The organism is Candidatus Levibacter sp. Uisw_134_01 (assembly GCF_047717795.1).
Classification (GTDB): Bacteria; Pseudomonadota; Alphaproteobacteria; order Puniceispirillales; family Marisalimonadaceae; genus Marisalimonas.
This window is the reverse complement of record NZ_CP159808.1, coordinates 1,784,640-1,810,279: the sequence shown is the minus strand read 5'-3', so window position 1 is coordinate 1,810,279 and position 25,640 is coordinate 1,784,640. Positions and strand designations below refer to the sequence as shown.

The 25,640-nt window shown below is 31.8% G+C and carries 21 protein-coding genes; 12 read left to right on the top strand and 9 right to left on the bottom strand.

What is annotated here, in order from left to right; translation table 11 throughout:
* Positions 1-9 precede the first annotated feature (9 nt).
* The 3 genes from ABXT66_RS09235 to ABXT66_RS09225 are packed head-to-tail and all read left to right on the top strand — an operon-like array spanning position 10 to position 6,198.
* Positions 10-2,082: an acetyl/propionyl/methylcrotonyl-CoA carboxylase subunit alpha gene (locus ABXT66_RS09235; RefSeq protein ID WP_443643215.1), complete on the top strand. Its 2,073-nt coding sequence runs from the start codon at positions 10-12 to the stop codon at positions 2,080-2,082.
* Positions 2,083-2,108: 26 nt separating this feature from the next.
* Positions 2,109-4,292 (top strand): methylmalonyl-CoA mutase, encoded by a 2,184-nt coding sequence (gene scpA / locus ABXT66_RS09230; protein ID WP_443643214.1) that lies wholly within the window; start codon positions 2,109-2,111, stop codon positions 4,290-4,292.
* 19 nt (positions 4,293-4,311) lie between these two features.
* Entirely contained in the window at positions 4,312-6,198 is a 1,887-nt protein-coding gene (locus ABXT66_RS09225) for a propionyl-CoA synthetase (RefSeq protein ID WP_443643213.1), read from the top strand.
* 5 nt (positions 6,199-6,203) lie between these two features.
* Here ABXT66_RS09225 and ABXT66_RS09220 read toward each other — a convergent pair whose 3' ends face one another.
* A complete protein-coding gene (locus ABXT66_RS09220; protein WP_443643212.1) occupies positions 6,204-7,220 on the bottom strand; it encodes an NAD(P)H-quinone oxidoreductase in 1,017 nt (338 codons plus the stop codon).
* A 103-nt stretch (positions 7,221-7,323) separates the two neighbouring features.
* Here ABXT66_RS09220 and ABXT66_RS09215 point away from each other — a divergent pair, with 103 nt between their 5' ends.
* Complete coding sequence (locus tag ABXT66_RS09215; RefSeq protein ID WP_443643211.1) at positions 7,324-7,551, top strand: hypothetical protein; 228 nt, start codon at positions 7,324-7,326, stop codon at positions 7,549-7,551.
* A 5-nt stretch (positions 7,552-7,556) separates the two neighbouring features.
* Here the strand turns inward: ABXT66_RS09215 and ABXT66_RS09210 are convergent, their stop codons facing one another.
* A complete protein-coding gene (locus ABXT66_RS09210) occupies positions 7,557-8,783 on the bottom strand; it encodes an argininosuccinate synthase (RefSeq protein ID WP_443643210.1) in 1,227 nt (408 codons plus the stop codon).
* 283 nt (positions 8,784-9,066) lie between these two features.
* Here ABXT66_RS09210 and ABXT66_RS09205 point away from each other — a divergent pair, with 283 nt between their 5' ends.
* From ABXT66_RS09205 to ABXT66_RS09195, 3 genes are all read left to right on the top strand, one after another.
* On the top strand, positions 9,067-9,582 hold the full coding sequence (locus ABXT66_RS09205; RefSeq protein WP_443643209.1) for an invasion associated locus B family protein: 516 nt from the start codon (positions 9,067-9,069) through the stop codon (positions 9,580-9,582).
* Positions 9,583-9,610: 28 nt separating this feature from the next.
* The gene (gene rlmN / locus ABXT66_RS09200; protein WP_443643208.1) at positions 9,611-10,708 is read left to right on the top strand and encodes a 23S rRNA (adenine(2503)-C(2))-methyltransferase RlmN; all 1,098 of its coding nucleotides are present in this window, start codon (positions 9,611-9,613) and stop codon (positions 10,706-10,708) included.
* An 87-nt stretch (positions 10,709-10,795) separates the two neighbouring features.
* The gene (locus tag ABXT66_RS09195; RefSeq protein WP_443643207.1) at positions 10,796-11,524 is read left to right on the top strand and encodes a Bax inhibitor-1/YccA family protein; all 729 of its coding nucleotides are present in this window, start codon (positions 10,796-10,798) and stop codon (positions 11,522-11,524) included.
* 41 nt (positions 11,525-11,565) lie between these two features.
* Here ABXT66_RS09195 and ABXT66_RS09190 read toward each other — a convergent pair whose 3' ends face one another.
* On the bottom strand, positions 11,566-12,066 hold the full coding sequence (locus ABXT66_RS09190; RefSeq protein ID WP_443643206.1) for a glutathione peroxidase: 501 nt from the start codon (positions 12,064-12,066) through the stop codon (positions 11,566-11,568).
* A gap of 34 nt (positions 12,067-12,100) precedes the next feature.
* Positions 12,101-13,216 carry an FAD-dependent oxidoreductase gene (locus ABXT66_RS09185; RefSeq protein WP_443643205.1) on the bottom strand — a complete coding sequence of 372 codons (1,116 nt, stop codon included), beginning with the start codon at positions 13,214-13,216 and terminating at the stop codon, positions 12,101-12,103.
* A 219-nt stretch (positions 13,217-13,435) separates the two neighbouring features.
* Here ABXT66_RS09185 and pckA point away from each other — a divergent pair, with 219 nt between their 5' ends.
* The 4 genes from pckA (at position 13,436) to typA (ending at position 21,388) form a co-directional block, all read left to right on the top strand.
* The gene (gene pckA / locus ABXT66_RS09180; RefSeq protein ID WP_443643204.1) at positions 13,436-15,046 is read left to right on the top strand and encodes a phosphoenolpyruvate carboxykinase (ATP); all 1,611 of its coding nucleotides are present in this window, start codon (positions 13,436-13,438) and stop codon (positions 15,044-15,046) included.
* Between the two features lie 48 nt (positions 15,047-15,094).
* A complete protein-coding gene (locus tag ABXT66_RS09175; protein WP_443643203.1) occupies positions 15,095-16,225 on the top strand; it encodes an efflux RND transporter periplasmic adaptor subunit in 1,131 nt (376 codons plus the stop codon).
* A 30-nt stretch (positions 16,226-16,255) separates the two neighbouring features.
* The gene (locus ABXT66_RS09170; RefSeq protein ID WP_443643202.1) at positions 16,256-19,423 is read left to right on the top strand and encodes an efflux RND transporter permease subunit; all 3,168 of its coding nucleotides are present in this window, start codon (positions 16,256-16,258) and stop codon (positions 19,421-19,423) included.
* A gap of 120 nt (positions 19,424-19,543) precedes the next feature.
* A complete protein-coding gene (gene typA, locus ABXT66_RS09165; RefSeq protein ID WP_443643201.1) occupies positions 19,544-21,388 on the top strand; it encodes a translational GTPase TypA in 1,845 nt (614 codons plus the stop codon).
* Positions 21,389-21,391: 3 nt separating this feature from the next.
* Here typA and ABXT66_RS09160 read toward each other — a convergent pair whose 3' ends face one another.
* Positions 21,392-22,000 (bottom strand): nucleotidyltransferase family protein, encoded by a 609-nt coding sequence (locus ABXT66_RS09160; protein ID WP_443643200.1) that lies wholly within the window; start codon positions 21,998-22,000, stop codon positions 21,392-21,394.
* Positions 22,000-22,944 carry an XdhC family protein gene (locus ABXT66_RS09155; protein ID WP_443643199.1) on the bottom strand — a complete coding sequence of 315 codons (945 nt, stop codon included), beginning with the start codon at positions 22,942-22,944 and terminating at the stop codon, positions 22,000-22,002. The genes ABXT66_RS09160 and ABXT66_RS09155 overlap by 1 nt, the downstream gene beginning before the upstream one ends.
* Positions 22,945-23,045: 101 nt before the next feature.
* Between ABXT66_RS09155 and ABXT66_RS09150 the strand changes: the two genes are divergently transcribed.
* A complete protein-coding gene (locus tag ABXT66_RS09150) occupies positions 23,046-23,639 on the top strand; it encodes a biotin transporter BioY (protein WP_443643198.1) in 594 nt (197 codons plus the stop codon).
* Positions 23,640-23,665: 26 nt separating this feature from the next.
* Here ABXT66_RS09150 and ABXT66_RS09145 read toward each other — a convergent pair whose 3' ends face one another.
* The 3 genes from ABXT66_RS09145 to ABXT66_RS09135 all read right to left on the bottom strand — a co-directional run bounded on the left by ABXT66_RS09145 (position 23,666) and on the right by ABXT66_RS09135 (position 25,609).
* Positions 23,666-23,941 (bottom strand): hypothetical protein, encoded by a 276-nt coding sequence (locus tag ABXT66_RS09145; protein ID WP_443643197.1) that lies wholly within the window; start codon positions 23,939-23,941, stop codon positions 23,666-23,668.
* An 87-nt stretch (positions 23,942-24,028) separates the two neighbouring features.
* On the bottom strand, positions 24,029-25,180 hold the full coding sequence (locus tag ABXT66_RS09140) for a hypothetical protein (RefSeq protein ID WP_443643196.1): 1,152 nt from the start codon (positions 25,178-25,180) through the stop codon (positions 24,029-24,031).
* A 141-nt stretch (positions 25,181-25,321) separates the two neighbouring features.
* Entirely contained in the window at positions 25,322-25,609 is a 288-nt protein-coding gene (locus ABXT66_RS09135) for a hypothetical protein (protein WP_443643195.1), read from the bottom strand.
* Between the last annotated feature and the right edge of the window lie 31 nt (positions 25,610-25,640).

Below are 25,640 nucleotides of genomic sequence, written 5' to 3'. Positions count from 1 at the left end.
AAGTTTACGATGTTTAAAAAAATCTTAATTGCCAATCGTGGAGAAATAGCTTGTAGAGTTATAAAAACTGCAAAAAAAATGAACATCAAAACTGTCGCTGTTTATTCAGATGCAGATAGATATGCTGAACATGTACGTATGGCTGATGAAACAGTTTATCTTGGTAAATCTCCAGCTTCAGAGAGTTATTTAAAACCTGAGCTAATAATACAGGCATGTAAAGATAAAAAATGTGATGCGTTACATCCTGGATACGGTTTCTTATCTGAAAATGCTAACTTTGCAGAAGCATTAGATAATGCAGGTATTGTTTTTATTGGGCCTTCCAAAAAAGCTATTGCCTCGATGGGAGATAAAATAGAGTCAAAAAAAATAGCTAAAGCAGCTGAAATTAGTACTGTACCTGGTTATATAGGAGTAATTCAAAATAAAGAAAAAGCAGTCCAAATAGCTGACGAAATAGGTTATCCAGTTATGATTAAGGCTAGTGCTGGTGGTGGCGGTAAGGGAATGAGAATTGCTTTTTCAAGAGATGAAGTTGCAGATGGGTTTGAAAGAGCTACTAGTGAAGCAATTAATAGTTTTGGTGACGAACGTATTTTTATTGAAAAATTTATAACGGAACCACGACATATTGAAATCCAAGTTTTGGCTGACAAACATGGAAACACAATTTATTTAGGTGAAAGAGAATGTTCTATACAAAGAAGAAACCAAAAAGTTATTGAAGAAGCGCCATCTCCATTTTTAGACGAAGTAACTAGAAAAAAAATGGGTAATCAAGCAGTTAAATTAGCTAAAAAAGTGGGTTACTCTAGTGCAGGTACAGTCGAATTCATAGTTGATAAAAACAAAAATTTTTACTTTTTAGAAATGAATACAAGATTACAGGTTGAGCACCCTGTAACTGAATTAGTTACAGGTATAGATTTAGTAGAACAGATGATTTGTATAGCGTATGGAAAAAAAATAACAATTACTCAAGATAAAATAGTTCTAAATGGATCTGCTATCGAAAGTAGAATATATGCTGAAAATCCTTATAAAAACTTTTTACCTTCAATTGGAAGGTTGACAAAATATCACCCACCTCAAGAAAAAACACACGATGATGGCTCAATCACAAGGAATGATACTGGTGTTCGGGAAGGTGATGAAGTTTCCATGTTTTATGATCCTATGATTGCTAAACTTTGTTCTTGGGGTAAAACAAGAGAAATTTCTATTGAGAGAATGGAATCTGCGTTAGATAAATTTTTATTAGAGGGCATTGATCATAATATACCCTTTTTATCATCTATTTTAGGAAGTAAAAGATTTAAGTCTGGTGATTTAACTACATCATTTATTGAAGAAGAGTATCCTAATGGGTTTCATGGCCGAGTGCTAGATAAAAACGAGGAATGGATATTATCAACATTATTTTTAGCTTATCACTTAAGCGAATTATCCAAAGATTTTTTAATTGATAATGGTATTTCAGAAGAATGGGAAGTACAAATAAAGAATAAAAACATAGCTTCAGAAACAATAAATTTTCAATTTAAAATTAATAAATCCTTAATATCTAACCATGAAATTTATATAAAGCCATTACCGTTGAAGAATGTACCAGACATAATTAATGATTATATCAAGATAAACCTTCAAAAAAATTACGTCACCAAATTGGTTACCGCTAATATAAAGTTATTTGATACAAATAAAAAATCCATGCCGGAATTAATTCAATGTAGAATTAATAATACTGTTCCAAATCTAGAATTGAGTTATAGAGGAATTACGTTATCTGCGCTTATTTTACCAAAACATGTCGCTAATTATCATAAGTATATGAAACCAATGAAAATTATAGATAAGTCAAATCTGCTTTTATGCCCCATGCCTGGTAAGCTAATCAAGTTATTGGTTAAAGAAGGTGATACTGTTGAGGAAGGTCAAGCTCTATGTGTAGTTGAAGCCATGAAAATGGAAAATACTTTGTTGGCCGAAAAAAATTGTATGATTAATAAAATAAAATTTAGACAAGGTGACATAGTATCAGTTGACGAAACAATAATGGAATTCAATTTTGAAAAATAAAACAAAATTAAATTTATGAGGTCCAAATGACTGATGAAAATTCTAATTTAGAAAATTGGAAAAGAAATGCTCTTAAAGAGCTTAAAAAGCAAGATATTGATGGTATTTTTATTGAAACTCCAGAAGGAATAAATATTAAGCCACTATACACTTCAGAAGATATAAAGAATATACAGCATCTTAATTCATACCCTGGAGCAGAACCTTTTTTAAGAGGACCGAAGGCTACAATGTATACTGGACGGCCTTGGACTATTAGACAGTATGCAGGCTTTTCAACTGCAAAAGAGTCAAATCAATTTTATAAAAAAAATTTGGCTTCTGGTCAAAAAGGATTATCCGTTGCTTTTGATCTAGCAACTCATAGAGGTTATGACTCAGACCATGAAAGGGTTCACGGTGATGTAGGTAAAGCTGGCGTTGCAATTGATAGTGTTGAGGACATGAAAATCTTATTTGATGGAATACCTCTAGATAAAATGTCAGTTTCAATGACAATGAATGGGGCTGTTCTTCCAGTATTAGCTGGATATATTGTGGCAGCAGAAGAACAGGGTGTTGATGTTTCAGAGTTAAGTGGAACCATACAAAATGATATTTTAAAAGAGTTCATGGTTAGGAATACTTACATTTACCCGCCAGAACCTTCAATGAAAATCGTTTCTGATATTATTAATTATACATCTAAGAAAATGCCTAAGTTTAACTCTATATCTATTTCAGGTTATCATATGCAAGAAGCTGGTGCCTCGCTTGTTCAAGAATTAGCTTTTACAATTGCTGACGGAATAGAATATATTAGAGCTGCCACTAAGACAGGTTTATTAGTTGACGACTTCGCACCAAGATTATCTTTTTTCTTTGCTATTGGCATGAATTTTTTTATGGAAGCAGCAAAACTTCGAGCTGCGCGCTATTTATGGTCAGTGTGGACTAAAAAACTATTTAATTGTAATGATCCAAAATCGCAAATGTTAAGAACACATTGCCAAACTTCTGGTGCAAGTCTTCAAGAGCAAGATCCATATAATAATATAATTAGAACAACTATTGAAGCGTTAGCTGCCACTTTAGGTGGGACACAGTCACTTCATACAAATTCATTTGATGAGGCGATTGGATTGCCAACGGATTTTTCAGCTAAAATAGCAAGAAATACACAATTAATTCTTCAAAATGAGACTGGTATTGCTGATACTGTTGATCCACTTGCTGGAAGTTATTTTGTTGAAAATCTTACAAAAGAATTAATAGAAAAAGCAAATGAATTGATTGAAAAAATTGAAGAAATGGGAGGAATGACAGTAGCGGTTATTGAAGGATTTCCAAAGTCTGAAATTGAAACGTCAGCTACAAAGCGGCAAGCAAAAATAGATTCTGGTGAGCAGGTTATAGTTGGTGTTAATAAATTTAAATCTGAACAACAAGATCCCATTGACGTTCTTGATATAGATAACAATGCTGTACGTGATGAACAGATAAAAAAGCTGAAGAAAATAAAAAGCCTAAGAGATTCTGATCAGGTTTATCATGCTCTTAATAATTTAAAAAAAGCTGCGAAAGAGAATTCAGGAAATTTACTTGACCTTGCTATAATTGCAATGCGAGGAAGAGCTACTGTTGGAGAGGTTTCATATGCCTTGGAAGAAGTTTATGGTCGTTATGGTGTTAAACAAGAAATAGTAAAAAATGTTTATAAAAACTCATATACTAATAAAAATGATTTTATAGAAGTTGATAAAGCCCTTGATAATTTTAAAAATATTGCTGGAGAAAGTCCTAAAATCTTTATGGCTAAGTTAGGCCAAGACGGTCACGATAGAGGAGCCAAAGTGATTGCTTCAGCATTCACAGATATTGGCTTTAATGTTGAAATTGGTACCCTGTTTCAAACACCAACAGAGGCTGTCGAAATGGCTATAAACTTAGGTGTGCACGTCATCGGGGTATCTTCTCTTGCAGCAGGTCACAAAACGTTAATACCTGAATTAATAGATGAGCTTAAGAAAAGGCAAGCAGATGACATTCTTGTTGTATGCGGAGGCGTAATACCTGCACAAGATTATAATTTTTTATATGATGCTGGAGTTTCTGCAATATTTGGTCCCGGAACCTCAATTCCTTTTGCAGCGTCAACTACAATTAACAAAGCATCAGCACAATTAATAAGAATGCATAATTATAGGAAATCTAGAACTAATAATAACTAGTTATTTTAGGGAGAAATAATTGGCAAAATATAAAAATATTTATGAAAGTTGGAAGAATAATCCAATTCAGTTTTGGAAAAATTTAAGTAAGGATATTGATTGGAACACAAAACCAAGTAAAATTTTTGATGATGAAAAAACACCTTTCAACAGATGGTATCCAGAAGCCACATTGAATACAAGTTATAATGCCATAGATAGACATGTTATTGCTGGTAAAGGTGACCAGGACGCTATAATTTACGATAGTCCAATAACAAATGTAAAAAGAAAAATATCATACTCTGAGTTGCAGTATCAGGTATCACAATTTGCAGGCGCGCTTTTGAAGCAAGGTGTTCAAAAAGGTGACCGAGTAATTATTTATATGCCGATGATACCTGAAGCAATAGTTTCAATGTTAGCGTGTGCTCGAATTGGAGCAGTTCATTCAGTTGTTTTTGGTGGATTTGCATCAAATGAGTTGGCTATTCGTATCGACGATTGTAAACCAAAAGTGATAATTTCAGCTTCCTGTGGTCACGAGCCTAATAGAATCATTGAATACAAACCACTCTTAAATAAAGCTATTGAAATAGCTAAACATAAAGTAAATAAATGTATAATATTTCAACGTGAAGCTTTAAAGGCAGAACTTTATATTAATCAAGACATAGATTGGTACGATGCAATTAAAGACGTTCCATTAGCTGACCCCATAGAAGTAAGCGCGAATGATCCTCTTTATATTCTTTATACTTCAGGTACAACCGGAAAGCCAAAAGGAGTTGTCAGGGATAATGGAGGTCATGCTGTTTCATTAAAATGGTCAATGAAAAATATTTATAATGTTGAAGCTGGAGATGTTTATTGGGCGGCTTCTGACATAGGTTGGGTGGTTGGTCATTCTTATATTGTTTACGCACCGTTATTTCATGGTTGTACCACTATACTATTTGAAGGGAAACCAATTGGAACACCTGATGCTAGTACTTTTTGGAGGATTATATCTGAATATAAAGTGAAAGTCCTTTTTACTGCACCTACTGCCTTAAGAGCAATAAAAAGAGATGACCCCAATGGTGAATTTATTAAAAATTTTGATTTAACTAATTTTAAAACTTTATTTCTTGCAGGAGAAAGAGCAGATCCTGATACAGTTCTGTGGTTAGAGAACAAACTAAAAATTCCAATTATAGATCATTGGTGGCAGACAGAAACTGGTTGGCCTATTGCTGCAAATCCAATGGGTATAGAAAGTTTGCCAATTAAAATAGGATCTCCAACATTAGCTATGCCAGGGTATGACGTCCAAGTTTTATCCGAAGACGGTAAGGAAGTAGGCCCAGGTATTCTAGGAGCCATATCAATTAAACTACCTTTGCCTCCAGGTTCTTTGCCTACTTTGTGGAATGCAGATGACAGATATATAGAGTCATATTTATCAACTTTTCCTGGATACTATGAAACAGGAGATGCGGGATATCAGGATGAAGATGGGTATTTATATATAATGTCGAGAACTGACGATGTAATAAATGTTGCTGGTCATAGATTATCCACTGGGGCAATGGAGGAAGCTGTATCAAATCATATTGATGTTGCTGAATGTGCAGTTATAGGCGTATTAGATAATCTTAAAGGACAAGTACCCTTAGGTCTGGTTTGTTTAAACAATGGATGTAACAAACCTGATGAAGTTATTTGTAAAGAGATTATAGATTTAGTAAGAACTGAGATAGGTCCCGTGGCAGCCTTTAAGTCAGTAGCTGTAGTGTCTGCTCTTCCTAAAACTCGTTCAGGCAAAATACTCAGAGCTACGATTAGGAAAATAGCAGACAATGTAGACTGGGAAATGCCTGCTACTGTAGATAATCCACTAGTTTTTGACGAAATTAAAAAAGCAATAAAACCATTAGGATATTGAGAGTTTTAATCAGAAACTTTCATAATAAACTTTCCAATATGATCTCCGTTTTCAAGAGCTTTATGAGCCTCACTAGCTTGATTCAAATTAAATTCCTGCTGAATAATTGGTTTTATTTTATCTGACTCTAACCACATCCAAGCTCCTTCTATTAGACCTTCAACATACTCTGATTTGGCTTGGCTTGACTGAGGCCTTAATGTTGATCCAGTTATTGTTTGCCTTTTAATCATAATATTAGCAAAATTAACTTGATCTTTAATTCCACCTTGAACAGCAATTATAATTAATCGTCCATCAGAACTTAAACATTTTAAATTTCGAGGAACATAACTTCCAGCTACCATATCTAGAATTACATCAACACCTTTACCATTAGTAAGTTTCATTATTTCATCTTCAAATTGCTTTGTTTTGTAATTAATACATTTTGAAGCACCTAATTTTTCTGCTGCTAAACACTTGTTTTCGTTTCCTGCTGTTGCGTACACTGTTGCACCAAAACTTTTAGCTAACTGAATTGCTGTAGTACCTATTCCACTTGCACCGCCGTGAATAAGCACTTTATCATTGGCTTTCAATTTTCCACGAACAAATAAATTACTCCATACTGTAATAAACGTTTCAGGTATGCACGCAGCTTCTTGCATTGAGAAAGTTGAAGGTATTTTCATACAATGGCCACTATCTACTGCTACATATTCAGCATAGCCTCCTCCATGACATAGGGCACAGACTTTGTCACCTAAATTGAATTTTGAATTAGTATCTTTTATGTCAACAACAGTGCCTGATACTTCAAGTCCTGGAATATCAGAAGCAGTTTCAGGGACTTTATAGTTACCTTGCCTTTGCAATAAATCAGGCCGATTTACCCCAGCAAACAAAACTTTTATTAAAACTTGACCATTTGAAAGTTTAGGAGTTGGCCTTGTACAACTTTTTAAATTTTCAGGACCTCCAAATTCCAAGATCTCAATAGCTTGCATTTCTTGTGGTATTTTAAATTGATTTTGGTTCATATTTTTTTCCATTATATAAATTTTTAAATGCCGTAATTTTGTCTTGATTTGTCATATTATAGCCATTGATTTAAAGGAATATATAAAATTAAAAGGAGATAATATGATATTTTTTATAATGATATATTCTATAGTAGCTATGCAAGAAACACACGTTAAAAATTTTTTGATAGAATCATCTAAGGCTGGCAAGGCTGAATACAGATTTGTTAAACCTGTTGTTTGTCAATCAGGAAGATTAAAAAACACTTATGCAATAACTCAAAACGGGAAAGTTTTTCTTAAACAATTATCTGCAGATGGATCAGCAGGCCCTGTTTGTATTAAGTAGTTAATTCAATTAGAAGTTTCAATCATTTTTTTAACTCTTAATCTGAGTGCATTTAACTTAATAAAACCCTCTGCATCGGAATGATTGTAATCGGCTGAACCTTCTTCGAATGTTACTAAACTTTCGCTGTATAGAGAAAATGGTGATTTTCTTCCAGTTATAATTACATTCCCCTTGTAAAGCTTCGCTCTAACTGTTCCAGACACATTTTTTTGGCTTACATCTATTGCGGCCTGTAGCATAGTTCTTTCAGGTGAAAACCAGAATCCATTATAAATTAATTCAGCATATTTAGGCATTAATTCATCTTTAAGGTGAGAAGCACCTTTGTCCAGAGTAATAGACTCAATAGCTTTTCGCATATGAAATAAAATAGTTCCACCTGGGGTTTCATAAACTCCTCTAGATTTCATACCAACAAATCTATTCTCTACTAAATCAATTCTACCTATACCATTATCACCTCCCAAAATATTTAATTGATGAAGCATTGACGCTGGCGATAGAGTTTTACCATTTAAAGCAACAGGATCTCCGTTTAAAAACTCTAATTCTATTTCAGTTATTGTATTAGGTGCATCAAAAGGTGATTTTGTTCTTGAATATACAAATTCTTCTGGTTCCACCCATGGATCCTCAAGAATTTTACCTTCGGCAGATATGTGTAATAAGTTTGCGTCAACACTGAAAGGAGCTTCACCTCTTTTGTCTTTAGGAACGGGTATTTGATTTTTTTCAGCATAATTTATTAGACTGGTTCTGCTAGTTAAATCCCACTCTCTCCATGGTGAAATTACTTTTATATCTGGTTTTAAGCTATAATAGCCAATTTCAAATCTGACTTGGTCATTACCTTTACCAGTTGCGCCGTGAGAGACAGCGTCAGCATTAGTTAAGTTCGCTATTTCAATTTGTCTTTTTGCGATTAAAGGTCTTGCAATAGAGGTTCCTAACAAATAAATACCTTCATATAAAGCATTTGCTCTAAACATTGGAAATACAAAATCTTTAACAAACTCTTCTTTCAAGTCATCTATAAAAATTTCTTTTACTCCTAGCATTTCTGCTTTTTGTTTTGCCGGTTGAACTTCTTCTCCTTGACCTATATCTGCGGTAAAAGTAACAACTTCGCAATTGTAAGTGTCTTGAAGCCACTTTAATATAACTGAAGTATCCAGTCCTCCAGAGTAGGCTAAAACTACTTTATGTATTTCAGAATTTGTATTGATCATTTTTTTTCCTTTAATCTTAATTAATTCAAAAATATTTAAGCTATAAATATATTTATTAAGAAACTAATAGAATTAAATTATGGGGTATACTTAAGTTAATTTTTACTTTTTGTAAAAAAAAATATAAATTAATCAATTAGCTATTGTCAGTTTTATTAATCATTGATAGTTTTAATTATCATTCGGCTGTTCATATTATATCTTTTTTTATCATATTAAAGTTAGAATTTAATATTTACTGGTCAGGTTATTGCATATGATATGCAATATAGTGGGAATAAGTATGAAGAATTTTGAAAAAATTATTTTGTTAACTTTTTTATTGTTTTCATTACCTTTTTCTAATGTTGTCTGGGCAGAAACTAAATTATTAGGTTCTGAAAAATATTGGAAAGCTTATTCAACTAAAATTAGTAAAAGTAAAACTTGCTTTATAACTTCTACGCCCATTAAAACTGCCGGCAAATTTGATAGAGAAAATCGAGGTGAACCTTTTGTTTTTGTAACAAATACAAAAGGTGGTGAAAAACACGAAGTTTCAATTAAGGCAGGTTTTAATTTTAAACGTAACAATGATGTAATATTCAATGTAGATGGAAAAATAACAAAATTATTTCCAGTTGACGATAGAGCATGGTCTGAAAGCTCGAAGATCGATAGGCGCTTAGTCCAATCCATGAGAAAAGGGAAAAAGCTTGTTGTAACAGGAATTTCATCTCCTGGAAATAAAATCATAGATTCATATTCATTATCGGGATTTACAAAAGCCCTTAGGCTGATAGATAAAAGCTGTTCATGAAATATCCATATATAAGAAAGTAATAGGAATGTTTAAACAAGATCTATTAGATTTCAGTTTAGAGCAGTTACAGGATTTTTGTACCTTAAATGAGTTGTCAAAATTTAGAGCCAATCAAATTTCGAGATGGATTTATTGTTTCGGACATACCTGCTTTGATGATATGAACAATATTGCTAAGTCTACTAGAAACCTTTTAAATCAGATATCAGTAATATCTCGCCCAGAAATTATCGAAAGACAAGACAGTAAAGACGGTACAATAAAGTGGTTAATTAAGCTTAAAGATAACTCTGAAGTTGAGACTGTCTTTATCCCTCAAGATGACAGAGGAACAGTTTGCTTGTCTAGTCAGGTAGGATGTACTTTGAACTGTACTTTTTGTCATACCGGTACACAAGCTTTGGTTAGAAATTTAAACTCAAGTGAAATTCTTGGGCAATTAATGTTAGTTATGGATCATTTAGATGATTGGCCATCTGGGAAAAATAATAGAAAAGTTACCAATGTTGTTATGATGGGTATGGGAGAACCTTTATTGAATTATAGCGAGGTAAGTAAAGCCATAAAAATTATGATGTTAGACGATGGTATTTCTTTATCTAGAAGAAGGATTACCCTTTCCACTTCAGGCATTGTACCAATGATTGAAAAATCAGGGATAGATTTAGGTGTTAATTTAGCTATTTCACTTCATGCGGTGAATGATGAACTTAGGGATAAGTTAGTGCCCATTAATAAAAAATATAATTTAGAGAATTTAATTGATGCTTGCAAAAAATATCCTGCTTTATCAAACTCAAGAAGGATTACGTGGGAATATGTTATGTTAAAAGACGTTAATGATACTAAAGAAGATGCTAGAAATCTTGTAAAATTAATCGAGGGAATTCCATCTAAAATCAATTTGATACCTTTTAATCCATGGCCTGGATCTTTGTTTGAAACTTCAACTCAAAAAAATATTGATGTATTTGCAAACATAATTATGGATGCTGGATTTGCATCACCTATTAGAAAGCCAAGAGGACAAGATATATTTGCAGCTTGCGGTCAATTAAAGTCAGAAACTCAAAAGATTAGAAAATCGCAAGCTAATAAATTTGTCCCAGTTCATTCTCTTTAAAATAATATATTTTTATGCAACTATTGCTTACATGTTATTAAAGTACTATATTAATCTGATAATTAAATGTAAATAAGGAAAAATTTCATGAATGATAATCGTTTTATGTCAAGCTCAAATGCTCAGGCTTCCCAAATCGATTTAGGGTTAAGAACTTATATGCTTGGTGTTTATAATCATATGACAACGGCCCTAGCATTAACTGGTTTGATGGCTATGGGATTAAATTTTCTTGCAATCTCAAATGGTGCATTAACTCCTATTGGAGAGCTTTTCTTTTTGAGCCCATTAAAATGGGTTTTGATGCTTGCTCCTTTAGGTATGGTATTCTATTTGTCGGCAAAGCTTAACAGTATTTCTGCAGAGAAAGCTAGAAATCTATTCTATGTTTATGCAGGATTAATGGGATTATCACTTTCTTCATTACTGCTTGTGTATACTGGAGCATCAGTTGTAAGAGCCTTTTTTGTAACTGCGGCAGCATTTGCAGCCTTATCTATATATGGGTACACAACAAAAAAATCATTATCTGGTCTAGGTTCATTTTTGATGATGGGAGTTTTTGGTCTAATAATAGCGCAGATTGCTAATATATTTATGGCTTCAACACAATTAGATTTTATAATTTCTATTGTTGGAGTTTTGATATTTGCAGGATTAACAGCATATGATACTCAAAAAATTAAAAATATGTATTTAGCTGGAGATAATAATGAAGTTTCTGGAAAAAAGTCAGTATTAGGCGCTTTAACTTTGTACCTAGACTTTATATTAATGTTTCAGTTCTTATTAATGTTTTTAGGAAATAGAGAATAATAGTTTAAATTTATTTATAAAAGCCATCTTCGGATGGCTTTTTATTTGTCTAAAATTATTTTTTCTATATTTGTTATTATTTTTGTTGATGTTGGTTTTGTTACGCTGGCGTACCAAGATACTAATTTACCGTTTCTGTCGATCAAATATTTATAAAAATTCCATTTTGGAAATGCAAGAAATCCCGCTTCTTTTTTAACCCAGTTAAAAAAAGGATGACCATTCTTACCTTTAATATTTGTTATTTCTGTTAGTAAAAAAGACACATTAAAATTTGTAGTACAAAAATCTTTCACTTCTTTATTAGAGGATAATTCCTGATTACCAAAATCATTTGAAGGGACAGCAATAATAGTTAAATCTTTATCTGCATAGTTTTTGAAAAGCTGTTCAATGTCACTATATTGATTTGTGAAGCCGCATAATGAAGCGGTATTAATTATTACTATAGGCTTACCTTTAAAATCACTTAATTTTATAATTTCTCCATCAATAGAAGTGAACTTAAATTCATATACATTTGCAGTAACTTGATTAATCATTAAAATTCCAATTATGATTGTTAAAAAAAGAGATTTATTCATTTATTTCAGATGTCCATATTGGATTTAAAACAGTCTCCAAAATATCATTTCCATAAGATTTCAAGGTTAAATTTCTAAAGTGCCCCATTAATTTTTGAGCGCTTAGGATTTTCCCGATAGATCTTGATTTTTTAGAGATTATATTTCTTTTAATATATCTTTGTTTTATGAACATACTGATCATTTGTTTAAAATCATTGTTTTCTTGTAAGCATTTTTTTATAAAAGCAGCATCTTCCAATGTTTGATTACCTGCCTGAGCTATGTGAGGGGGCATCGCTATAGAAGCATCTCCAACTAAAAATACACCATTTCTATGGATTGTATTATTTTCTTCATTAGAGTTCGTAGAAAAAGTTGTATCCCAATTAATATCATCAGGTATTAAATAACTTAATATTTTATCATGAATAACTGGAGGTGTGGATTTATCGTCTGCAGAAACAAATATATAGTTAGTTGCATTTTTTTTATCAATTATCGTAGGATAAATAACAAAATGACCAATAGAGGTAATAATGAGTTGGAGTGAGTTTCTAGCTAATTGATAAGAGCTTGTTTTAAAAGAAAAGGCTCTAAAAATTTTTTTTTGTTTTGATTTGGTATCTGACCCAATTACAAATTTTCTTGAAATACCATTTATGCTATCTGCGCCAATTATTGATTTTGCTAAAAAGATATTTCCATTGTCGTCTATAATTTCATTTGTTTCGTTATTTGAAACTATATGTTCAATGTAAGAATTATGTATTGTAATCGATTTATTTTTAAGTGCATTTTCTTTTAATAACTTTACAATACTGTTTCTTTCAATAGATCCATAATTAGTAGTTTTATTACCAACATTAAAATTAGATAGTAATTCTAATTTCTGATTATTATCCATATATTTAATTTGGATATTATTAAAAGGCTCAAAATAAGGTTTAATTTTTTTTATATCTATTAAGTTGGCTAATGCTAACCAGCCATTTGGTGAAATTTGTTGTGAACCAAAGTTTTGGCTTTGTTTATCGTAAATATTAACTTGATATCCATTTTCAGCAAAAACAGATGCATTAGCCCAACCTGCTAAACTTCCTCCAATAATAGTTACTTGGTTTTTCATATTGTTTAATTTCTAATAAATTAAATTGAGAATATCATGCAAATTATATTGAAATAATCCCTATGTATTATATACCGAAAACATATTAGAATAAATAATATTTTACATCATTAATTTTGATTTTTTTAATGATAATTTTTAACTATAATTGACTTGATAGATTTCTAATAATAATAAATATTAATGAATACTTTTACATAATAAATTGTGGATATTTAAATGGATAAAATAATACAAGAACAGTTATCAGATATTGGAATTAAAAATATCAAAGACATTGTATACAATCCTTCATACGAAACTCTCTACCAACTAGAAAACTCTCCAGAATTAGATGGCTTAGAGCGTGTTCAAAATACACAGTTTGGTGCAGTAAATGTAATGACTGGAATCTACACAGGAAGATCTCCAAAAGATAAATATATTTTAAAAGATAATACTACTGAAAATAATTTGTGGTGGACATCTGAATTATCAAAGAATGATAATAAGCCTATTGACAATAAGGTATGGAACAACCTTAAAAAATTAGTAACTGATCAACTTTCAAGTAAAAAAATATATATTATTGATGCTTTCTGTGGTGCAAACAAAGATACTTGTTTAAAAGTTAGGTTTGTAGTTGAAGTGGCGTGGCAAGCTCATTTTGTTAAAAATATGTTTATCAGACCATCTGATCAAGAGTTGAAAGATTTTACTCCAGATTTTCATGTGCTGAATGGTTCTAAAGTTGCTAACATTAACTACAAAGATGATGGATTGAATTCTGAGACATTCATAGCCTTTAATTTAACAGATAAAATTCAAATAATTGGAGGAAGTTGGTACGGCGGTGAAATGAAAAAAGGTATGTTTTCTGTAATGAATTATCTTTTACCTCAACAAAATATTGCTTCAATGCATTGCTCAGCAAATAAAGGTTTAGACGGATCTGTAGCTTTGTTTTTTGGATTATCAGGAACCGGTAAAACTACTCTTTCTACTGATCCAAAAAGACAATTAATAGGAGATGATGAGCATGGCTGGGATGAAGAGGGGGTTTTCAATTTTGAGGGTGGATGTTACGCAAAAACAATAGATTTAGACTCTGATAAAGAACCTGATATTTATAAAGCTATAAGAAGAGACGCATTATTAGAGAATGTAACAGTTGGTGAAAATGGTATAGTTGATTACAGTGACACTTCGGTTACGCAAAACACAAGAGTCTCTTACCCTATATATCATATTGATAATATTGTTAAACCAATATCAAAGGGCAAACATGCGTCAAAAATTATATTTTTGGCTGCTGATGCTTTTGGTATTTTACCTGCGGTTTCAAAACTTTCTTACGAACAAGCAGAATATCATTTTTTATCGGGTTTTACGGCAAAACTAGCTGGAACAGAAAGAGGGGTAACTAAGCCTGAACCAGCTTTTTCTGCTTGTTACGGCGCTGCTTTTTTAATGTTACATCCAACAGAATATTCAAATGTGTTATCTCAAAGAATGAAATATGTAAAATCTGATGTCTTCTTAGTCAATACTGGATGGAATGGAGAAGGTAAAAGAATATCACTTAAAAATACTAGATTAATCATAGACGCTATTTTAAATAACGAACTTGATGATGTCTTAACGCAAAATATTCCAATTTTTAATTTAGAAGTTCCACTAAAAGTTAATAATGTTCCATCAAATTTACTTGACCCTAGATCAACATGGAGTTCTAATGAAGAGTGGAGTAAAAAAGCTAAAGAATTAGCACAATTATTTATAAATAATTTTCAAAAATTTTGTGATAATGAGCAAGGAAAATCTCTTTTAAAAGCAGGCCCACAACTTTAAAATATTAATAATTTTAATTTAAAATTAAAATAAGTTTGGAAAAATAATATGAAACTTTATATTTCTATTTTAACTTTTATGTGTCTTTTTTTTGCTTCCCCCCTACATGCTCAATCTAAATTTAAAGATAAGAGTAAAAGAGCATCGTTAGTTGAAATTGAAAAAGTTAAAGTTGTCAAAGTTTCAGAAAAAACTAATGCTATTGGACGATTAGTTGCACTAGATCCTATAATTGTTTCTTCAAAAATTAATCAAGAAATATTAAAGGTTCACTTCAAAATTGGAGATGATGTAAAAAAAAATGATTTGTTATTTACACTTGCTTCAAAGGATATAATCAGAAATATTAAGCAAATTAATGCTGAATTAAAATTAGAAGAGAAAACATTAAATCTTCTAAAAGAACAACTTTCTTTAAGAGATTCAAAGGCAAAAAATGCAAAAAATTTAAAAGAAAGAAAGATTATTACTCAAGATAATCTAGATAATGTAAACATTTCACTTCTTCAAAATAAACAACAAATAGCTCAAAGAGAATATAATATTATTAAACTTAAAATTTCTTTAGATGAAAATAAAGAAAACCTTACTTTTGCCAAGATTTTATCGCCCGTTGATGGAAATATCATCTCTATCCAAGCTCAAACAGGAGCCCTAATTTCAAAAGGGAAAATCTTAGCCTCAATTTTAGCTAATGGTCTTAATGAGATAGAAACAGATTTAAGATCTGAATTAGCTTCACAAATTATAATTGGATCAGAAGTGAATATCATAAATGATAAAACTAACTATAAAGGTAAAGTAAGAGGGATAGTGAATTCAGAAAACATAAGAACTGGAACACGCAAAGTGAGAATAACCTTAAATGAAAGTCTGCCTAAGAGTTTAAGTGCCTCAGGGACGAGGTTTTCTCTCGAAATTTCAATTGGTAAAAGTTTACCTAGATTGTTAATACCTAAAGATGCCTTGATATCAAGGGGCAATAAACAAATTGTATATTGTTTTGAGAAAGGTTTAGCAAAACAAAAGTTAGTTAAGATAGGAATATCTGTTGGGAATAAAATAGAAATTTTAGGAGGTTTAGAAGAAGGACAATTAGTGGTTGTAAAAGGAAATGAAAACCTAAGACCAAATCAATCAATTAAAATTAAAATACATAAACAAAATAAAAATAAATAAAAAGAATTTTAAAACGTAGGATAATGAATAATGAACGGTTTAATTAAACTTTCAATTAAACAACCTATTGCAGTTGCAGCATTTATTTTCTTAATCATAGCTTTTGGTATAGTGGCTCTTAAAAAGATACCTATACAAATGACACCAGATATTGATAAGCCAGTTTTACAAGTAAGGGTTTCTTGGCCTGGAGCCTCTCCAGAGGATGTAGAAAGAGAAGTTGTAACAAGACTTGAATTGGCTGTTGTATCACTTTCTGGTGTGGAGAATGTGGAGTCAGATAGCAGATTTGGATCAGCACGAGTAACACTAACTTATAGCCTTGGTCAAGACATGGACATCGCACTGATACAACTTTTAAGTAAGGTTGCTTCAATAGATGGCCTTCCATCTGAAGCAAGACGTCCAACGGTTAGAACGTCTAATTCAGATGATAGTCCAATTTCAAGATTAGCTATGGTTCAATTGCCTAATTCTAAAGTTGAAGATTTGGGAAGTTTAGGTGATTTTGTAGAGTTTCAAATCATAGAAAAATTGTCACGTATTGAAGGTATCTCAGAAATCACATTTCGAGGAGGACAAAAAAAGGAGTTAAGAGTTGCATTAGACACACAAAAGTTGGCAGAATTTTCAATTTCTGTACCAGTTATTTTAGAAGCGTTAAGAGCAAGTTCTGCACAAGTAACTGCAGGAGAAATAATAGAGGGTAAAAGGTCTTATTCTCTTAGAGCAGAAGCTATATCTTATACTCCAGAAACAGCAAAGAATATAATTTTAAGATCTGAAGTAGATGAAGAAGGTAGACTTGTAAATATTAAACTTGAAGACGTTGCGAAAATTTTTATGTCTTATAAAAAACCTACAAGTTTTAGAAGAATGAACGGTCAAGACGCTATCACGTTTGCGGTAATAAGAGAGCCTAATTCAAATGTAGTAGAAATTATTAATAATCTTAAAATAGAAATAAAAAAATTGAATGAGGGAGTGCTTGCAGAAAATGGGCTTGTTTTAAAAAATGTATATGATGAGACAATATACATAAATGCGGCCATTGCATTAGTTCAACAAAATATTCTAATTGGTGGAATTTTAGCGATTTGTATACTTATGCTTTTTTTGAGAAGTTTTCGGCCTACTTTTATTATTATGTTAGCCATACCGGTCTCTGTTATAGGGACATTTGTAGCTATTTCTTGGTTAGGTCTATCGGTAAATGTCATCTCATTAGCAGGTTTAGCTTTTGCAGTTGGTATGGTTGTAGATGCTTCTATTGTAAGTCAAGAAAACATATATAGATTAAAGCAATCAGGAATGACTTCATTAATGGCTTCTTATAACGGTTCTCGACAAGTGTGGGCTCCAATTCTTGGTTCTGCTCTCACAACTGTAGTTGTTTTTATACCTATTTTGTTACTTGATCTCCCTATTGGACAGTTATTTAGAGATATTGGTATTGCAATATCAGTTTCTGTTTTAATCTCTGTATTGATCTCTGTTACATTAATCCCAACTCTGGCAGCCAAAGTATTAAAGGAATCCAAGGATGAAATTAATAAAACACGTTCCATAATCTTTGTAGACAAATTTGCATCTAAGTTTGCCAAAGCAATTCAAAATTATGCTTTTTGGTCTACAAATTCACTCAAGTTTGGTTTATCAGTTGTTTTTGGTTTATTTTTTACTGCAACAGCCATTATTACCTTTTTCTTGCCTCCATTGGATTATTTACCAGATGGGAATAGGAATTTTGTGTTTGCTCGTATTATGGTGCCATCAGGTTATAACAAAGAAGCTACTATTGATATATCGCGCGCTATGGAAAAGGCGGCACAACCGCTTTGGGAAGCAGAAAAAGACGGACCATTTGGTAAACCAAAAATTGCTCGATTTTTCTTTGTAGCTTATTCAGGAGGTGCATTTGCAGGAGCTGCAACTGAGAACCCAGATAGAGTTAAAGAAATATTACCAGTTCTTACAAAACCAATAAGATCACAACCGGGTGCTAGAGCATTTGCTCAGCAGGCTTCATTATTTGGTAGATCAGTAGGTGGAGCGAGAGTAATAAAATTAGAAATAACTGGATCTTCTCTGGGATTGATTCAACCTACGGCCCAAAAAATTATAAGATTAATCAGAAATGAATTTCCTCCTAAAAATGGACATCAGGTTCGGTCTGTCCCACAAATGGGAGCAGGTTCTCCACAAGTTATGATCCAACCAATACCAGAAAAATTAGCAAATGCTGGAATGACTGCTAGAGAATTTGCTCAATCATTAGACGCATACAATGATGGTGTTAGAGTGGCGGAAATACCGTTTGAAGGTAGGTTGATTGATTTAGTACTTACTTCTAACAAAGCAAATACTAATAAAATTGATGATTTAAAAGATCTACCTTTAATAACAAAAACTGGAGAGCTTGTAAGGTTATCTCAAGTAGCAGATATTAAATTGTTAGGTGTGCCTGAGCAGATAAAAAGGTTATCAGGTAGACGTGTTTTAACTATACAATTGCGCCCACATGAAAGCATTTCTTTAGAAGATGCAGTTTTAAAACTTCAAAATTTAGTTGTAAGCCCTATTGAAAAAGATAAACCTCAAGGCGTTTCTATAAATCTCTCTGGAGCTGCTAGTGAATTAGAGCGTACATGGCTGGCTATGAAAAATAATGTAATGATAGCACTTTTTGTAATTTTTTTGTTGCTTACAGTTTTGATGAGATCATTTGTTCTTCCCTTAGTTATTATGATAACTGTTCCGGTGGCAGGAGCGGGTGGAGTTATGGGGTTAGTAATTTTAAATCAGTTTTCTCCTCAACCCTTAGACATGCTAACAATGTTAGGTTTTATAATTTTAGCAGGGATTGTGGTTAATAATTCAATTTTAATGGTAGAGCAAACCTTATGGCATATAAGATATGAAAATATGAAGACTGTTGAGGCTATAAGTGAAGCAACAAGGAATAGAATTAGACCAATATTTATGTCAACTTTAACAAGCTTATTTGGATTAATTCCATTAGTTATTTTTCCTGGATCAGGTTCAGAGTTGTACAGAGGTATTGGCACAGTAGTTTTTGGAGGTTTGGCGACTTCTGCTATTTTAACTTTGCTCATGGTTCCTCCATTACTCGCTTTGGCTTTAAAAACTGAAAAAATAAAGCCTGTAATAGAGAGTGAAGATGACGTATTTGTATGACTTAAAGTTTATATAAGGTCTAAAAATCATATAATTTTTTTATTTAGTGACAAAATGCCTAATAAAGGTCTATATAGGCAATCTTTAATTAATAATAAATAAAACATAGTAGAGTTTAAAATGAGTAATAATTTGAAACCTGAAGATAAAATCAAATTAATTAGAAATATTGCAATTGTCGCTCATGTTGACCACGGCAAGACAACTTTGGTTGATACTTTGTTACAGCAATCGGGAACCTTTGCTGCCCATTCTCAAACAGTAGAAAGAGTTATGGATTCTAATGATCTTGAAAAAGAGCGTGGTATAACTATTTTGTCAAAAAATACTGGTTTAAAATGGAAAGAGTTTAGGATCAATATTGTAGACACTCCTGGCCATGCTGATTTTGGAGGTGAAGTTGAAAGAGTTCTCTCTATGGTTGACTCTGTTTTATTGTTAGTTGATGCAGTTGACGGACCAATGCCACAAACTGGGTTTGTTACAAAAAAAGCACTTCAAGCAGGATTGAGACCTATTGTTGTTATAAACAAAATTGACAGAGATGGAGCAAGGCCAGATTGGGTGTTAGATCAAACTTTTGATCTTTTTGATAGATTAGGAGCTGATGAACAGCAACTTGATTTTCCTGTAGTATATGCTTCTGCAATTCAAGGTTGGGCAACTGATGATTTGTCTAATAAAAAACAAAACATGGATACTATTTTTGAAACTATTATTAAAAATGTAGACTACCCTAATGTTGATCCTAATGGAGATCTTCAGATTCAGATTTCAGCTTTGAGTTATTCAAGCTACGTGGGTTTAATTGGAACAGGACGAATTAGAAGAGGACAACTTAAAAAAGGGCAATCAGTATCAATTGGAAATGTTGATGGTGATGCAAGACAAGGTAAAGTATTACAAATTATGAATTTTCACGGCCTTGAGAAGAAAGAAGTAGACGAAGCAAGTGCTGGGGATATAGTTGCAATTAGTGGTTTAGGTGAACTAAAAATTTCAGATACAATTTGTGAAGTTGGTAAATTGGAAGTACTTGAAAAGCTCTCAGTTGACGAGCCTACTATTAGTATGATGATACAAGTTAACGACAGCCCATTTGCAGGACAAGAAGGTAAATTAGTTACAAGTAGGTCAATTAGAGACCGTTTGCAGCAAGAGCTTAAAACAAATGTTGCTCTTAGAGTTGAAGATACAGATAATCCAGATAAATTTAGAATTTCTGGAAGAGGTGAACTTCATTTATCAATTTTAATTGAAAATATGAGAAGAGAAGGTTTTGAAATGGGAGTCTCTTCTCCTGAAGTTATTACTAAGCATATAGACGGAATTAAAAAAGAACCTTATGAAAATGTAACTGTTGACGTTGAAGAAATTCATCAGGGTAAAATCATGGAAAAAATGGGTGAACGAAAAGCTCAGTTGTCAGATATGGTTCCAGATGGTAAAGGTCGTGTCCGCTTGGATTATAATATGCCAAGTAGAGGATTAATCGGTTTTAGAGCAGAGTTTCTAACTTTAACGTCTGGATCTGGATTATTATACCATACTTTTGATACATATGGTCCAATAATCCAAGGTCTTCAAACAGGTAGAAGAAACGGAGCACTTATTTCTATAGGCCAAGGAAAAGCACTGCCATATGCATTATTTAATCTTCAAGACAGAGGTAAAATGATTATAGAGAATGGTATTGATGTATATGAAGGTATGATTATAGGAATTCATAGTAGAAATAATGATTTAGTTGTCAATCCACTTAAAGGAAAACAGCTTACAAATGTAAGAGCATCTGGAACTGATGATGCTGTTACTTTAACAACGCCTATTAATGTAACTTTAGAGTTTGCATTAGAATTTATTAATGATGATGAATTAGTTGAAGTTACACCGGACAGTTTAAGAATTAGAAAAAAATATTTAAAAGAGCATGAAAGAAAAAAAGCTGCAAGAGCTGCGTCTTAGTTTTTATAAAATATTTTCAGCTTTTTTTAGATTTGAAACTGTATCTATATCAAAAATAGTTCCTATGTCAGTGTTTACAGTTATTATATCAGTTTTGTTAATTAGAGACTTTGCTCCGAAATCTCCTTTTAAGCCTTCTAATATATTAAAGTATTTTTTAGGAAGTATTACAGGGTTTCCAAATTGAGATTTATATTTAGGAAATATAACTTTACTACAATTCAATTCTATAAACTTATTTTGTAATTTAATTAAATCCTTTGTTGATATAATTGGCATATCAGCAGGAATTATCATTACACCTCTAATGGTTTTATCTAACTCTCTAATCCCAGCAGATATTGATGTCCCAATTCCTTTTTTGTAATCATTATTATATATACATTCAATATCAGAATTATTTATTAAATTGATAATAGTTTCATGTTCATATCCTGTAACTATTAAGAGTTCACTGGTATCATATATGCTTAACAACTTGTCTAGTAGACAATTAATTATTGGTTTATTATTGATATGTTGAGTAAGTTTGTTTTTTAGTCCATATCGTTTACTTAAACCTGCGGCTAAAATTATTTTTTTTATTAGGAATTTGTCACTTTTGTCTGACATCAGTTAGCACGTCTAAATTGTATTATTTCTCCTAAAATAGATATAGCAATTTCAGCAGGATTTTTTGCCTTAATATCTAAACCGATTGGACCATGAATTTTATTCAAATCACATTGGTTGAACCCTAATAAGGATAATCTTTCACACCTCTTTTGATGTGTTTTTTTACTTCCTAAAGATCCAACATAACCTATATTTTTTTTAAGACTATATATTAAAGCTGGATCATCAATTTTTGGATCGTGAGTTAATGTCACTAGGTGTGTTGATTTATCGAATGTGAATTTTGATAAAGCATTATCTGGCCAATCATTAATAATTTGACAGTTTGGAAATCTTTTTTTAGTTGCAAAATGATCTCTAGGATCAATTAATGTTATTTCAAAATCAGCTATAGTAGCTAGTTTTACTAACTCTTGAGCTATGTGAACTGCTCCAATAATGAATAACCTTGGTTTAGGGTCAATAATGTGTATGAACTCATTCATCAATTGATTAAAAGAGCTTGATTGTTGAGATATAGACTTATCTATTGTTCTTAAACCTGATTTAGTATTAATTCTTAATTTTATTACTTCCCTTTTTCTTATACTTTCAACTATAGAAAAAATAATTTTATCTTCAATTTGAAGAGGTTGAATTAAAACCTTAAGTTCTCCACCACAAGCAAGCCCAACTTCCCAAGCCATATCATTTGAAATTCCATAATCTTTAACTCTAGTTTTACCATCGCTTAACGACTTTATTCCTTCAGTAATTACGGCACCTTCTATACAACCACCAGAAACAGAGCCAATTATTTCACCATTTTGATCTATGGCCATTTGACCTCCCACAGGTCTTGGTGAGCTTCCCCAAGTTGAAATTACAGTAGCAAGAGCAATTTTTCTCTTATCTTTTAACCAAATACTAAGTGGTGTTAATATGTCATCGAGTTCAGCCATGAAAGAGCCCTACAAAATATAATTTTATAAAAAAATAATTTATGTTATAAACCTTCCATAGATACTAATATTTAAATTAATGGAATCAAAGGGTTTTTATTATGAATAATCATACATCTTTTACATCAAGCTGGATTGAAAGTTTTATTTTAAAAGGTAAAATTGAAGATAATTTCTCATTTATTACTAAAACATTCACGGTGATATTGTGCAGTCTTATATTAGTATTGTCAGCAAAGATAAAAGTAGATTTATATCCAGTCCCTATGACTTTGCAACCTCTAGCTATTTTAATGATTTCTATGTTATGTGGTAGGAATATAGCAGTCGCAACAGTTAGCCTATATTTGTTTCAAGGAATGATAGGTTTACCTGTCTTTGCTTATGGTGGTGGGTTACCTTATTTAATGGGCCCAACAGGTGGGTTTCTTTTTGGGTTTCTTGTAGCGTCCCTAATTATTGGTGAGTTAGCTGACAGGGGATGGGGAAAAGTATTACTTAAGTCAGTTTTTGCAATGATGTTAGGTATGTTAATAATTTATCTTTTTGGAATTGTGCAGCTATCTATAATTAAAGGTTTTGAGTTTGCCATTTTAAAAGGTATGCAGCCATTTATTATAGGTGATTTTTATAAATTAATACTTGCATCAATTTTGCTACCTCAAATTTGGAAATTAACTAAAATATCCAAATAATATTAATTTATAATGTTAAAAAGGTATTAGTCATCATTTGAAGCGTCGTTTTGAGCTTCTTTGGTTGTTAGGCCTATGCTGTCATTTTCTAAAGCATCTTCAAAAGCTAATATTTCTATATTATGATGAGTATCAATCTCGTTGATAAAAAAATCTTCAGGGGAAATGTTTTTAGGATGTTCTATTTTAACAGCTAATATTGCTGCTATTGTAGATGTGACTGTCTCACTTTGGTTTTCTTTGAATTTATGAAATGATATGACGTTAGAATTTGAATTTTCAAAATCAGGCTTTTGTTTCATTTAAAATACTCCATTAAACAGTATCAGAAAAATTTAGTTCCATTTCAAACTTAATTTATAATATTTAGCTAATAAAATATTAATATATTATTGACCAACTCTTCTTATAATAATTCTACCTGAGGGCTTATTATTAATATTTTCAACTGTTCTTGTTGCTTGACTATATAGATTGGTCTCAATACCAAAATTGTCAACAACTGCAACTCTGGCCCTTATTTGAGATCCTACTAATGTTTGATTTAGAGAAAGGGCTGGTCCACTTAAGCTATTTAATACAATCCAATTACGACCATCTTTAGATTTTTCCCAGCTTATAGAAATAGAGGCGATACCATCCTCGTCTGTTAGAGAATTAGACAAAGCTGTTAGAGTTGCACCTTCTTTAGGTTCACCTTCAATACTCACCTCACCTTGAACAGGGTCATCTAAATTATCAATAGTTTCAGAAGGGCTAGTATATAAAACTTCTCTTGTTCCGTGACTGTCAATATATGAAACAACTGCTCTAAATGAAAACCCCACTTGGTTCTGAGTTAATCTAAGAACTTCACTTTGTACGGCAGGATAAGCTTCCCATGATGATTTTGAAGATGATCTTTGCCATGATATATCGAAGCCTCCAATACCATCTTCATCAGCAATATTAGACGTATCAACAACAAGCGCACTATCTTCAACTGAAGACCCAATAAGTCTAGCTGAACCAGTAGGTTTGTCATTTACATTTTTTACTGGAGTAGAAGGCGGACTTGTTAGAGGCTCTAAATTTCCTTGGCCATCGATATATGAAATAACTACTCTTAATCTACTACCAACATGAATTTCTCTTGGTGTAAATGATTGAGTAGTAGCTCCACTAATATTCGTCCATTTTTTATTATCATTGGATATTTGCCATTGCACGCTAACTGTGCCCATTCCATCTGCATCTGTTACAGATGATAAATCAACAATCAATGGAACATCTTCTATTGCAGCAAATCCAGTATTTTCAGTATCTGTGTTATTGTTTGATTTAGTGTTTACCGTTGAATTTTTTGTGGAAGACAAATTCTTTTGTTTGGTTACATAAGTTTTGGAGTGACTATGTTGTTTAATGTTGCTCTTAGAGCTTTTTACTTTTTGATCCTTTATTGTAGGGTCACCCCCAGCAAATGAAATTTTAGAATCAAGTGTTGTAAAACCTGCTAAAACACATAGTGATAATGGCAAAAAATTATATTTTAAAAAACGCATATGAACCTCCACACACTTAATAACTAGCACACAATATATAACACACAACTAAAAAAGATACATGTTTTTAATAATAGACACTTTCTTTACAAATTTTACTAAGAAAATACCAGAGAAAATTGTCATGAAATAATCAAAATATTATTTAATTTTAAGTAATATTTCTGTAAGAATTTGTTCATGTTTAATTAAAGTTGATTTTAATAAATTTAAATCTTGTTTAATTTCAGCCAAAATATTTACATTTGAAACACTATTTTTAGTATCAACTATATTTGTCAAAGTGATGGTATCATCTTCACTATCATTCAAATTACCATTATTTGAAAGTTGTTTTTCGTTTATACTACTATTAGACATAACAAAATCTTTGATTTCTGAAATATCTGATTTGATAGCGTTTAGTTTTTTTTCTTTAACTGTATTCACAATAAACCCCTAAATTCGTAAAACACTAATA